Raw genomic sequence first — 13,684 nt, 5'->3', positions numbered from 1 at the left:
TATGGCAACACCCACTGCTAAATTGACAAACGATGAGCAAGAAAAAACAAATACACCGCACCCACTGTTTATAGAAGTAAAACAACGCTGCCTTATTAGCGCTGACCAGTTAAAGCGTTATAGCGAGCCAAACGAGCTGCCGACAGACACACGTACAGCACCTGATTTAGATGTTGGTTTTGGTCAGCAGCGGGCACTAAAAGCCTTGCACACTGCTTTAGATATACGGGCCAGTGGTTATCATGTGTTTGCTGCAGGAGAAAACGGCTTAGGTAAACGCACTGTTATCAGCCGCTTGCTAACGCGCATTGCAGCTGATGCACCAACACCAGATGATTGGGTTTATGTGCATAATTTTACCGATCCGCGCACCCCTTTAGCGTTGCGCCTGCCTGCTGGTCAAGCATTACTACTTCAACAGCAGGTAAGCAGTCTTTGGCAACAAGCAAAAAAACGGCTGAGCCAACGCTTTCGTAGCGATCAATATCAAAGCAAAATCGAAGCCATAAAAAACGATACGCATCAAAAAGAAAGTCATGCTTACGAAGCACTCAATGCTGAAGGTAAGCAGTACGACTTAGCATTAACGTTTCGCTCATTTGATAATAAAGCCATGTTCGTACACCCAAGCCAGCTAACGGTAGACAGTGATAACGATCAGGAAACCGAAATAGACAAAATATCTAACGATAATAAAAACAAATCAACGATAGCAGACGATCATCACGATAATACAGCCAGACTGAACGACAGTGCTGATAACAACTCCAATAATACAAACGATGATAGCCGCACCAAATCCGGCAACAGTGAATACGAATCTGAACTGAATAATTTTGTGCAAAAGAACCATATGCAAAAACGCTTGAGCCAGCTAACTATTGCTTTAGAGCGATTAGAAGATGAGGCCAACGATGCTATAGAAACACTACATCGCAATATCGCACGCCGCACACTACAGCCTTTATTCACTCCTATTTATAAACAGTTTGCCAACCAACCGCTGATCGTTGACTATCTAAAATCAGTATTTACCGATATGGTGACCCATGTAGAGCGTATCGTTAATGGTGATGATGAAGAGTTTGTAAAAGCAGTTTTGACCACGACACCAAGTCGTTACGCAGTCAATGTTATTGTTAGTCATACGCCAGATAGTGGTGCACCCGTCATTTTTGAGGATTTGCCAACGCACTTGAATTTACTGGGTCATGTTGAGCAAATCACCCAATTAGGCACAGTAACCACTGATGTCAGTATGATTAGAGCTGGTGCTTTACATCGTGCCAATGGTGGTTATCTACTATTAGAAGCCAGTCACTTGCTAGAGCATCCTTATGCTTGGCAAGGTCTCAAACGCGCGTTACAGTCACGAAAAATAAAACTCTCTAGCCTAGAGCAAATGCTTACCTTAACAGGGAGTTTATCATTAGCGCCTGCACCCATTGACCTTGATATCAAGGTAATTTTATTGGGCGAAGCCGACTTATATTATGAACTATTAGAACTTGAACCTGAGTTTGATGCCGTATTCAAAGTTCGCGCCGACTTTCATGATGATGTGGTTCGTACCAGTGAGCACGAATTGGCTCTAGTGGCAAAAATGGCTGATATCATTGACTATGCAAATCTTTATCCGTTTGATCGTAGTGCACAAGCTGCCCTACTTGAGCATTTAAGCTTACAGGCCGAAGACCAAGACCGACTCAGTCTACATAGTGATTTATTGATTAAGCTACTACATGAATCTAACCGCCATGCACGTTTGAGCGGTAACAATATCGTCGAGGCCTATCATGTCACACAAGCCATCGACGATATGGACGAACGTTCAGGATACTTACGTGACTTATATTGGGATGAGCTCAAAAATGGTCAGCAACTGATTCAAACACAAGGTAGCGCTATCGGACAAGTCAATGCGCTTACCGTTGTCAGCTATGCTGATAGTGAATTCGGCATGCCAGCCCGTCTGACTGCGGTTATCCAACCAAACATCGGTACTGGTGAAATTCTCGATATTGAGCGTGACGTAGATTTGGGTGGGAGCTTACACGCCAAAGGTATGCTGATTATGACCAGCTATTTACGGGCATTATTTAGTCAGCATCATGCACTGAACTTTAGTGCCTCACTCGCTTTTGAACAAAGCTACGCCCATATCGATGGCGATAGTGCAACTGTCAGTGAAGGCTGTGCGCTATTGTCTGCCTTAGCAAACGTCCCTATTGATCAATCTTTTGCTATTACCGGATCCATGAATCAGTTGGGCGAAGTCCAAGCGGTTGGCGGTATCAACTCTAAAATAGCTGGTTTTTTCGATGCTTGCCGAGAGCAAGAGCTCAATGGTCAGCAGGGTGTGGTCATTCCCATGGCCAACGTCAAACAGCTCATGCTGCGTGATGATATTATTGCTGCGGTCAAGGCTGGTATGTTTCACATTTATGGCGTCCATACATTAAGTGAAGCATTGACACTGATGACGGGCTTACCTATCGATACTATGAACAAAAAAGGACGCTATCGCAAAGGCACATTGTTTGGCAAAATCTTAGAGCGTTTGATGCTATGGGACGACAACCAAGATGACTATGAAGGCATTGAAGATAAAAAAGTAAAAAAGAAAGACAAGAAAAAACAGAAAGCCAAACGTCAAAAAAAAGCAGACAAGCGTAAAAAGGAAAGACAAAAAAATGAGAACGACGGCAATGAGAAAAAGAATGAAAACGTAAACACCAATGAAATACTAAGCATGAATAAAAAAGAGAATAAACAATCTATAGACAGCATCTAAGTATATTTTTTGCTCATTTTGATGACTATTAATTGAATTGAAGACATACTCTAGACGCTACGGTGGTTTTCTGCGATGATAAATATCTAGTAATACGCCAAAATAGGTGAATCTAAATAATTCAGATGTAAGGAAGGCTAGTAAAGTTACTACTAACCGTAGACTTCATATTTGCTTTATATAGAATTACCATATAAATAAACCGACTCGATACTTCATAAAGGTTATCTCTTAATGACTGTACACCTGCACAACGCCGATAATATTTCAACTAATACAGCCATGAATGAGCCTGATACAACGCTAGTGACTGAACAAAGCAGCGCCTCAACAGATAATAGTGACAATCGACATGGTGCAGCGACGACTGCTCGACAATGGCAAGTATTATCACAACTACAGCGCAATCGTTGGGTCGGCACGACACACATCTACGAACAGCTCACACTTGCGGGGTTTGCTGTCAGCCTACGTACAGTACAACGTGATTTAAATGCTCTAGCAAAACGATTCCCTATCGAAAAAAACAATGCCAACCCTCAAGGTTGGCGCTGGAAAGATGATGCCCCATTACAAAGTTTACCGCATATGAACCTGTCACAAGCGGTAGCTTTCAATATGGTTGAAGCAAATCTCACCCAACTACTTCCACCCGTTATCCTAGATGAGCTGTTTCCTTGGTTTGACTTAGCACGGCGCCAACTCAAAAACAGCAAAGTTACCCACTCATGGATAGATAGAGTACGTATCGAACCCGCCACACAGCCGCTAATTGCGCCACATATTGATTTAGATAGTAAGGACAATATTTATCACGCCTTATTTTATCAGTTACAAATAAAGGCCTGCTATACACGTAGTGATAAGTCGCAATCTAGCGAATATATCCTCAACCCCATTGCTATCATCCAACGTGGTGTCATTATCTATTTGCTGGCGACTCGTATCGACGATCCTGAAGTGGTCATTCGCACCTTTGCCTTACACCGTTTCTCTAGCGTTGAGATACTTGAGAGTGCCGCAAAAACACCTGATAACTTTCAACTCGATACTTATCTAGATGCAGGTGGCATGGGTTTTAGTCATCCATTATTCAGTGAGCTGCCTGACCATGGAAAAAACACCGCCATCGAGCTACAATTCACTAAGCAAGCAGGCAAGAGCCTTACTGAAAGCAAGCTCAGTGACGATCAAATCGTCACATTGGATGATAATACGCTAACTATTCAAGCAACGGTCAACCTAACCTCGCAGCTGGTTTGGTGGTTACGTGGTTTTGGTAGTGGTTTACTAAACGCCAAACCTAAGCTGTTATATCAAGCCGTATTAGACAAGTCTCTCGACAACAAGTAACAACCGATATTCATATTGTCAAAATCTTACCAAGATGCAGATTTTACGATCATTTAAAAAATTAGAAACGAATAAGGACTATTATGTCAGTCACTGCCCCATCACTGTCAGACAGTTTAAGAGGACTGGGCTTAGATTCGGGAACTTTGTTTTTTGCGCTAAACTATGAATTTACAAAAATTGAGCCGAAAGGTATGTTTAAGCGCTTTAAAAAAGACCAAAGTGCGATTGATATTGATTTAGCATGCGTACTGTATGACAAAAACTGTAATATTAGTGATATCGTCTGGTTCAAACAATTGCGTGATACAGCTGAATCAGTTAAACATCAGGGTGATAGCCTGAACGGTAAAGATCGCGGCGAACAAGCCATGTATTTAGCACCCCTTGATCAGGAGCAAATCCGACTGTATTTAAATAAAATTCCAGCTCATATCACTCATATCGCTATGCTTGCCAACTCTTACCATGGTCATCCATTTTCTAGAGTTCAAAAAGGCGAAATTCATTTGAGCGATGATGAAGGTAATCACTGTTTTGAAGTTAACCTAAAAAAACTACCACGTGACTGCACGACACTTTGGGTGGCGCATTTGCGTCGAGAAGTAGAAGACTGGCATTTAACATTACAAAACTTACCACTGCCTGCCGAAAACCTAGCAACTGCCGCACAAGAAGTAGCATATGAGCTAGCACGTGCACTTCCGTCACAAGGCTTATAACATCAAACACTCAAAATAGTCAGCTTAGTCACTCTAAGCCTCTATCATCAACAATGAAATGGCAAAAAGAACACTATCTCCGAGAGCCGCTGCTTTACAACGGCTCACCGCAATGCGGGCAAAAATTCTTTTGTCGTACTTCAACTGCTTTTTCACGGCGTTCCAATGCTTGCTCACGTAATACTTGCAAGACAATATTTTGCGCTTGCTCTTTATCCAAGCCTAACTTGCGACGAATCTTATCAACCATCATCTGATTCTGTACCAAATCAAAATCACTATCGATTAGCTGCTCTCGAAAGTGCTGTTCAAGCTCTTCACGACGTTGAGCAAGCTCATTTGCTAGACCGGTCGCGAGAATACCGGCAGGTAGTGCTGCTAGACCCACACCTAAAATAGTAATAACTGCACCCAGTATTTTACCAGCATTAGTAATGGGCGTGACATCACCATAACCCACTGTTGTTAGCGTAACTACCGCCCACCACATTGCTTTGGGTATCGACTCAAACTCTTCTGGCTGGGCATGGTTTTCTACCAAATAAATACCACTAGATGCGGTTACGATCATAATAATCAAAATAAAGATGACAGCTTGGAACGAGCCTTTTTCTTTACTGATAACCACTAACAAAATACGTAAAGAAGCAAAATAGCGCGTGAGTTTGAGAATACGAAATAAACGCAGAATACGTAAGAAACGTAAATCAATAGAGACAAAGAAATTCAGAAATGCAGGAATGATAGCAATCAAATCAATCATTGCAGACGGACTTTTTAGCCAATTCCATCGCTGTCGCCAAGTCATACCATCTGGCTTAACTTCAGCAACGCTCCACAAGCGCAGTAGATATTCGATAGAAAACACCACAATTGAAAAGTTTTCAAACCATGTAAAATAGTCTTGATAAGGGTAGTACCAAGTATCAACTGACTCTGCAATAACTGCGGCCACATTGGTCATGATGAGAAGTATCAAAAAATAATCAACATAACGACTAAAGAGCGTATCATGCTCCTCATTCTGCAAAATATTATAAACAAAAATACGTAAGCGCCGTATATATTGAAGTAGCATGCCATCCCTATGCGGTGAAACACCGGTCTTATATTAGTAATATACTGAACAGTATAGCGCTCTAAGAGTACTGCTCGTAGTGAAAATCAATACTGGTTAGACAATACGGTAAGTTATTATATAAAGTCTAAATAATAAATATAAACTACCGTAAATAATGTAAAAACAATTGCCATCATAGCGAATTGTAAGAACTGCTCATCAGCATGTAGTTGCTGACTGACATCTTGTGCCGGCAGTAGAAATAGACTGCACTCTGGACAACAAGAATCTATACGATTCAACATTTTCATAGAACGCGCATGTTTACAGCGCAGAGGAGAATTACTACAATAGCCGATCATAATATATTACGCCTATTTTTATACCATCATCATTTATACAATAAATGACGCATAAACAATTCTTATTGTAGCTTATGAAATAAAAGAATTGAATATACGTTTAAAACCTTACAGTTAAAGCGGATTTGTATTATAATAGAGCTATAATGTTACAGGTTAATCAATAATCATAACATTGTGTATCCGTGACTAATGTTATCCCTCATTAGAAACTGACCCATAATCTCTCACATTGAGGAACCAAACGATGAAACTACAATCCCTAGTTTTAGCCGCTGCTACTGCACTTACGATGACCACTGCTTTTGCTGTGCCTGCTGGCTCTTGGTCTATCGCTGCTGGTGCACACTATGTAGACCCTAAGAGTGACAATGGTACTCTTGCAGATGGTGCACTCTCTGTTGATGTTGGCGGCGATGCGCGCCCAACACTTACTGGTGAGTACTTCATCGCTAATAATGTTGGTGTTGAATTATTGGCAGCGATTCCATTCAATCATGACATTACCTTAACAACTGCTGATGGCGACACAATTGAAGGCGAAACTCAACACTTACCCCCAACCCTATCTTTACAATATCACTTCGACTATGACAATATGCCGATGAACATCAAACCTTTTGTCGGTGTTGGTGTTAACTACACTACGTTCTTTAAAGAAAAGCTATATACAGGTGATGCAGCTGATTTAGATATTGATGATAGTGTAGGTGTTGCTGGCCATATCGGTGTTGACTTCCCATTGACGTCAACAGACGCCTTCCGTATTGATGCACGCTATATCGACATCGAATCAGACGTCAGTCTAAATGGTGAGAACCTCGGCGAAGTAGATATCAGTCCTTGGGTATATGGTGTTGCTTATGTAAAAAGCTTCTAATGTACTAATGTCATGAATAAAAAAGCCAGCTATTAAGCTGGCTTTTTTATCTTTATCATTTAATAAAATGACAATTGTATCAATAGAAAAGGCTATCCGTAGATAGCCTTTCTTGAACCAGTACTATTATATCGTTGAGTTTATAGCAAAATACGACGTGGATCCGCCAGTAACGTTGCAATATAACGCGTAAATACTGCAGCATCTGCTCCATTAATCACACGATGATCATAAGACAGTGATAACGGTAGCATCAAACGTGGCTCAAAGCTTTGCTTCTTAGCATCCCAACGTGGCTGCATACTCGCTTCTGACACCCCTAAAATACCTACTTGCGGCCAGTTTACTAATGGTGTAAATGCCGTACCGCCCAAGTTACCTTGGCTCGATATGGTGAAACTCGCCCCTTGTAAATCTTTAGTGCTGAGCTTCTTATCACGAGCTTTAACTGCCAACTCGCCAATCTCAATAGCAATTTGCTTCAGACCCTTGTCTTGTACGTTTTTGATAACAGGTACAATGAGGCCATCATCTGTTGCCACTGCGATACCCATATTGACACTTTTACGCAAGATAACTTGAGTATTGTCATCACTTAAGTGACTGTTAAAGCGTGGATGTTGGGTTAACGCATAAGCAGTCGCTTTGACCACGAAGGCTAAAATAGTAAAGCCAATACCTTCTGCTTTCATACCGCCTTTTAACTCGCCACGTAGTTTTTCGGTCTCAGTGATGTCAGACAAATCGAACTGCGTTACTTGCGGCAACAATGTATTGTAATTGAGTTGAGGTATCGAGACCTTCTGTAGACGGCTAAGATCTTGCGCCGATGTTTCACCCCAAATCTCGGTATTACTCATGTCTGGTAATGTTGGCAGGCTTGAAGTAGCCACATTGCCACTAGCAGGTGCCGCTTTTTGAGTGCTTAGACTTTCTTTAACATGCGCAAACAAATCTTCTTTTAGAATACGATCATTCAGTGCCGAACCGCTCACTTTCGTGATATCCACACCTAACTGACGTGCCAGCTTACGTACAGCTGGACCTGCATAGACATCGACTAGCTTTTCATTTACTTGGGCTTCTGTCAGCTTGTCATTTTTATTGCTAGCAGCTGTAGTAGGCGTTGACGATTTTGTTGCTTGCTTTGGTTCGCTTGCAACAGTATCAGCCGCTGCTTTCTCAGCTTTTGGTTGCTCTGATGTAGGCGCTTTTGGTTTAGAGGTCTCTGTACTGGCTTTTTTAGCAGCAGGTGCATTACCTACAATCACAATGAAATCTTGACCGTTGGCAACCATGTCACCAGCTTGAACCAAAATCTTCTCGACCGTACCTGACACAGGTGCAGGCACTTCGACTGAAGCTTTATCAGATTCAATCAATAAAATCGATTCATCTGCATTAACAGTATCGCCAACACTAACCATGATTTCAGCAACTTGTGCCTCATCCACACCTAAATCTGGCAAGGCATAAGTAGCCGCTGCTGCAGGCTCATCACTACTGCTGTCATCAGCTTCCTCAGTCTGACTCTCTTCAACCGCTTGGCTTTCTGGAGCGCGTTCACTTTCAGCAGGCTCATCGCTAGAAGAGTCACTACTGGTTACCGCTGCTGTTTCGGCAGTACCTTCATCACTCTCAAGCTCTATCAGTACCATGCCTTCACTAACTTGGTCACCAACAGCAATACTAATTTTGGTGACTTTGCCAGCAGCAGAGCTTGGTACTTCTACCGATGCCTTGTCTGATTCTAATAACACGATGTTGTCATCTTTTGCGATAACATCACCAACTTCTACCATAATTTCGCTGACTTCAGCGCTATCAACACCCAAATCTGGGGCTTTAATATCCATGGGTTATCTCCTTGTCTTATGATTATTATTCTTTGACATCACCATTATTCGGTAAATTTGCATCCGCTTGATTTTCATTACTGATTTCATCATCGTCTTCAGCGATAAACTCAGGTACCGGATTTGGGTTTACATTACCTGGTGCTGGTGCATCTGGAGAATGATCATAATAAGACTGTTGTTGCCATGCAGGTGGATGATCCACATCAATGTCTAAGCTTGAAATCGCGTCTTTCACCAAACGCATCTCAACTTCACCTTCATCAGCTAGACGTTTCAGCGTTGCCACCACAATGTGTGCAGCATCAACGTTGAAGAAGCTGCGTAGGTTTTCACGCGTATCAGAACGACCATAACCATCAGTACCCAAAGTGGTATAAGGACGGTTGTCTGGCAACCAAGCACGGATTTGCTCAGAATAGTTGCGCATATAATCGGTCGCTGCAACCACGATACCTTCGTGCGGTGCCAACTGCTCTGTAACCCAAGGCACTTTCTCTTCTTCCATTGGATGTAGACGGTTGTAATCATCACAAACCATGCCGTCACGAGTCAGCTCGTTGAAGCTAGTCACACTCCAAACATTGGAGGTGATATTGAACTCATCTTTTAGAATCTGTGACGCTTTTTGTACTTCGCGTAAGATAACACCAGAGCCCAATAGCTGTACTTGCGTTGAGCCATTATCTTCAAGCAGGTACATACCACGTTTGATACCTTCTTCAGCACCTTCTGGCATAGCAGGTTGCTCGTAGTTTTCGTTCATCAACGTCAAGTAATAATAAACGCGTTCGCCTTCACCATACATACGGCGTAGCCCATCATGCATAACGACTGCTAGCTCATAACCAAAGCAAGGATCATAGCTGACACAGTTTGGTACGACATTGAATAGAATTTGTGAGTGGCCATCTTGATGCTGTAAGCCTTCGCCATTCAGCGTTGTACGACCAGCCGTAGCCCCTAACAAGAAACCTTGTGCTTGACAATCACCTGCTGCCCAAGCCAAATCACCCACACGTTGGAAACCGAACATGGAGTAATAAATATACATCGGAATCATCGGTAATGCGTTTACAGAGTAACTGGTTGCCAATGCAATCCAAGTACTCATGGCGCCTGCTTCATTGATGCCTTCTTCTAACATGTGACCATCAATAGCTTCTTTGTAGCCCATTAACGCTTCGCTATCTTCAGGCGTATACTTTTGACCAACAGCTGAGTAAATGCCTAATTGACGGAACATACCTTCCAAACCAAAAGTACGTGCTTCATCAGGTACGATTGGTACAACACGATCTTGAATGTCTTTATTCTTTAGCATTGCTGACAATAAACGTACAAACATCATCGTGGTGGATTGTTCTTTGCCATTACTACCTTTTAGTACTCGATCAAAAATCGATAGCTCAGGGATATTCAATGGAATATGGCCACTACGGCGATTAGGCAAGTGACCACCCAATGCTTCTCGACGACCTTTGAGATACTTCATCTCCGCTGAACCTTCTTCAGGGCGGTAGAATGGTAGAGTCTCTAGCTGTTCGTCGGTAAATGGCAGATCAAAACGATCACGGAAATACATCAAAGCTTCTTGATCCAGTTTCTTAATCTGATGTGACTTATTGACAGCTTGTGTTTGAGTAGATAAGCCGTAACCTTTCACAGTTTTGACCAAGACAACGGTTGGCTGACCTTTGGTTTTCATAGCTTCACTAAAGGCAGCATATACCTTCATTGGATCATGACCACCACGGTTTAGGCGTGATATATCTTCATCAGATAACGCATTAGCCATTTCTTCTAGCTCTGGGTACTTGTTGAAAAAGTGCTTGCGAGTAAATTCAGGCGTACGGGCTTCATATAACTGATACTCACCATCAACCACTTCTTCCATACGCTGTTTCAACACACCTGTATGGTCATTGGCTAGTAGACTGTCCCACTTACCACCCCAAATAACTTTAATTACTCGCCAACCTGCACCGCGGAATACAGATTCTAGCTCTTGGATGATTTTCTCATTACCACGTACCGGACCATCAAGACGCTGCAAATTACAGTTGACGACCCAAATTAAGTTATCCAGTTTCTCACGGCCAGCAAGAGAGATCGCTCCTAAGCTTTCTGGCTCATCAGTTTCACCATCGCCTAAGAATGTCCAAATTTTACGGCCTTCTTTTTCCAACAGCCCACGGTTTTCCATATAACGATGTACATGGGCGTGATAAATAGACATGATTGGACCAAGTCCCATCGATACCGTTGGGAACTGCCAATAATCCGGCATTAAATATGGATGAGGATAGCTTGATAAACCTTTACCACCGACTTCACGACGGAAATTATCGAGCTGATCTTCAGTCAAGCGACCTTCTAAATAAGAGCGAGCATAGATACCTGGCGCTGAGTGACCTTGGTAATAAATCATATCACCACCGAAATGATCACTAGCCGCACGGAAGAAATGGTTAAAACCAGTTTCATAAAGCGTTGCACTAGAGGCAAATGTCGCCAAATGACCACCCAAGTCATCATCATTTTTGTTCGCACGCATCACCATGGCCAATGCATTGTAACGAATCAAAGCACGAATTTTACGCTCAATGGTCAAATCACCAGGATACATCGCTTCATCTTCGACCGCGATCGTATTTATATAAGCGGTATCCAAACGATTGAATGGCAGTCCTTCTTGAACCGCCATGTTGTATAGAGCTTTTAGCAAAAACTGAGCACGATCTTTGTCCGCATGTTTGAGTACAGACTCAAAGGCTTGCAGCCATTCCTGTGTTTCGGTGCTATCAGCATCCTTATAATAGTTCATCTTATTGTCCTTTTTTATCAGTCAGCCCTGCATAGTGGCAGGGAGTTATTAAATCAAGTATCAATCAATACTGTCTTACATAAATCGTTTGCTCAATGACTTCCTTGTTAATTTTAAGAAATGACATTTCACAGGTTAGGTTTATAGGGCTGTATTTAACGGCTTCATAAACATAGTCGCTGCATAATAGATAGCTGCCCAACATAACCAATCAAAAAGAAAACAGCAGTGTCTCTTATTCCTTATAAATGGAACAGCTAGATAATAAAGGCAAAGTTGCCTTTGGCCTCTACAGTCAATTATCAGATGATAATAACTCTTCATTATAGGCTCTTCTGACATAGATGTTTATAGCTGTAGAGAAATGGTAATATGACAAGTATTTTTTAAATAAATAATGATTAGTTGCTAAGTAAATATTTACTAAAATAACATGTCTTTGGTCTTACTACTGTTAACTGTTTTACAGCATGACATTTTATCGCTTAATCACACCTTTCATCTTTTTTAGCTATGGGCTAAACCATAAAATCCTTATCATACAGATATAATAAATTTCGTCTTTTATATAGCAGAACTGTTGTTACAGTGAATATTATTTCAGGAAGTTAAATGCAAAAAAGTCAAATTCGTGGCTGCAAATATTACTCCGGCTCTACGCTCATGTTTGCCATCACAACTGCTGCTATTTTTATTATGGCTATATTAGTCACTATTAATGCAAAAGCTAACTCTTTGAACCTGCCTGCAACTGCTACCTACTCGACAACACCTAAGATATAGTCATAAAGTAATACTGGTTTGGCTGCTTATATGCCTTAGTAAATCTTTACTTCTTCATAATCAACAATGCACTGCTGCAATAAATACTTTTAATTTGTCCATGTCTGAGTTCCACAAGTCCTACATTAAAACTACATTGCATTTGAATACAAATAGAGTGCTTAATCGCTAACAAGAGCAACACTTCTCTCAATAAATTTGGTTAGAATAAAGTCATTGATAAAGTGTCTAAATTTAGACTGTATCAAATCGAAACTCTGCCATTCGGTGACCTCAACACGCAACCTATCTTATTCATTATAGATTTTTATATTTTTTTTGTTACACTCAAAAACGCTTATCCTTACTAGGGCGTGTCCTCATTTTAGAAATGGTGATAAAAATGAGATAAATTGCCGTCAAACAAGGAAAATAGCGCAGATAATATCGAGATATTAGTCAGCTATTTGACGCCGTTTGGCAAGATTTAGCTATTTTTAACCCATTTAGATAACTATCGATTGAATTAAGGACATGCCCTAGACTAGCGCCCTATTGCTGAACTACAAATACCTATATTAAGATGCACAAAACGGGATTGTATGAATAGTAACAATGTATGTTATGCAAGGAACACGATATGAAAGGTTTTGATATTTTACGTGGTGCTGTATTAACAAGTTTAGCATCGATATTTTTATTAAATACTGCTCAGGCTAATAATGCATTAAAGATGACACTAACAGCAACCAAAGTGATGAAGGATGCTGAAGGTTAAACCAGCTATATACCGATACGCACCGCACCCACTGGCACCATCGTTCAATACAAAGCAACTTATACCAATGCACTAGACAAAGACATTAGGGATATGGCGGTGATACTACCTATTCCCGCCAATATGGTCTTTACGGGTGAAGCTTACCCGGCTAGCGCACTCGCCAGTATTGATAGCAAAAATTACGGCCATATACCTTTGATGCGAAAAATAAATGGCAAGATGATTGAAATCCGGTGGTGTTCTAAAAAGTATGCTGGCATCAGACGTAGCCATAATTGATGTAAAAG

General features: G+C 41.4%; 11 protein-coding genes. 6 read left to right on the top strand and 5 right to left on the bottom strand.

The window, feature by feature from the left end; genetic code table 11:
- The first annotated feature begins 1 nt into the window (after nt 1).
- The 3 genes from EI164_RS04245 to EI164_RS04235 all read left to right on the top strand — a co-directional run bounded on the left by EI164_RS04245 (nt 2) and on the right by EI164_RS04235 (nt 4,869).
- A complete protein-coding gene (locus tag EI164_RS04245; RefSeq protein ID WP_225739102.1) occupies nt 2-2,794 on the top strand; it encodes an ATP-binding protein in 2,793 nt (930 codons plus the stop codon).
- 282 nt (nt 2,795-3,076) lie between these two features.
- Nucleotides 3,077-4,147: a helix-turn-helix transcriptional regulator gene (locus EI164_RS04240; RefSeq protein WP_192518773.1), complete on the top strand. Its 1,071-nt coding sequence runs from the start codon at nt 3,077-3,079 to the stop codon at nt 4,145-4,147.
- Between the two features lie 83 nt (nt 4,148-4,230).
- A complete protein-coding gene (locus tag EI164_RS04235) occupies nt 4,231-4,869 on the top strand; it encodes a TerD family protein (RefSeq protein WP_192518753.1) in 639 nt (212 codons plus the stop codon).
- Nucleotides 4,870-4,963: 94 nt separating this feature from the next.
- Here EI164_RS04235 and EI164_RS04230 read toward each other — a convergent pair whose 3' ends face one another.
- On the bottom strand, nt 4,964-5,947 hold the full coding sequence (locus EI164_RS04230) for an ion transporter (RefSeq protein ID WP_192518752.1): 984 nt from the start codon (nt 5,945-5,947) through the stop codon (nt 4,964-4,966).
- Between the two features lie 116 nt (nt 5,948-6,063).
- Nucleotides 6,064-6,240 carry a hypothetical protein gene (locus EI164_RS04225; RefSeq protein WP_192518751.1) on the bottom strand — a complete coding sequence of 59 codons (177 nt, stop codon included), beginning with the start codon at nt 6,238-6,240 and terminating at the stop codon, nt 6,064-6,066.
- A 298-nt stretch (nt 6,241-6,538) separates the two neighbouring features.
- Between EI164_RS04225 and EI164_RS04220 the strand changes: the two genes are divergently transcribed.
- Complete coding sequence (locus EI164_RS04220; protein WP_192518750.1) at nt 6,539-7,171, top strand: OmpW/AlkL family protein; 633 nt, start codon at nt 6,539-6,541, stop codon at nt 7,169-7,171.
- 140 nt (nt 7,172-7,311) lie between these two features.
- On the opposite strand, the gene EI164_RS04215 is transcribed toward EI164_RS04220, so the two are convergent.
- Nucleotides 7,312-9,027, bottom strand: coding sequence for a 2-oxo acid dehydrogenase subunit E2 (locus tag EI164_RS04215; RefSeq protein ID WP_192518749.1), 1,716 nt, complete (start codon nt 9,025-9,027; stop codon nt 7,312-7,314).
- Nucleotides 9,028-9,052: 25 nt separating this feature from the next.
- Complete coding sequence (gene aceE / locus EI164_RS04210) at nt 9,053-11,854, bottom strand: pyruvate dehydrogenase (acetyl-transferring), homodimeric type (protein ID WP_192518748.1); 2,802 nt, start codon at nt 11,852-11,854, stop codon at nt 9,053-9,055.
- A gap of 612 nt (nt 11,855-12,466) precedes the next feature.
- Here aceE and EI164_RS04205 point away from each other — a divergent pair.
- Nucleotides 12,467-12,637: a hypothetical protein gene (locus tag EI164_RS04205; RefSeq protein ID WP_192518747.1), complete on the top strand. Its 171-nt coding sequence runs from the start codon at nt 12,467-12,469 to the stop codon at nt 12,635-12,637.
- Between the two features lie 619 nt (nt 12,638-13,256).
- Nucleotides 13,257-13,394 carry a hypothetical protein gene (locus EI164_RS04200; protein ID WP_192518746.1) on the top strand — a complete coding sequence of 46 codons (138 nt, stop codon included), beginning with the start codon at nt 13,257-13,259 and terminating at the stop codon, nt 13,392-13,394.
- Nucleotides 13,395-13,499: 105 nt separating this feature from the next.
- Here EI164_RS04200 and EI164_RS16925 read toward each other — a convergent pair.
- On the bottom strand, nt 13,500-13,684 hold a 185-nt coding region (locus EI164_RS16925; RefSeq protein WP_225739101.1), incomplete at its 5' end, for a hypothetical protein.

Origin of the sequence: Psychrobacter sp. FME13 (genome assembly GCF_014861395.1) — a bacterium.
GTDB lineage: Bacteria > Pseudomonadota > Gammaproteobacteria > Pseudomonadales > Moraxellaceae > Psychrobacter.
The sequence above is the reverse complement of the archived record's forward strand: the minus strand, read 5'-3'. Positions and strand labels throughout refer to the sequence as shown.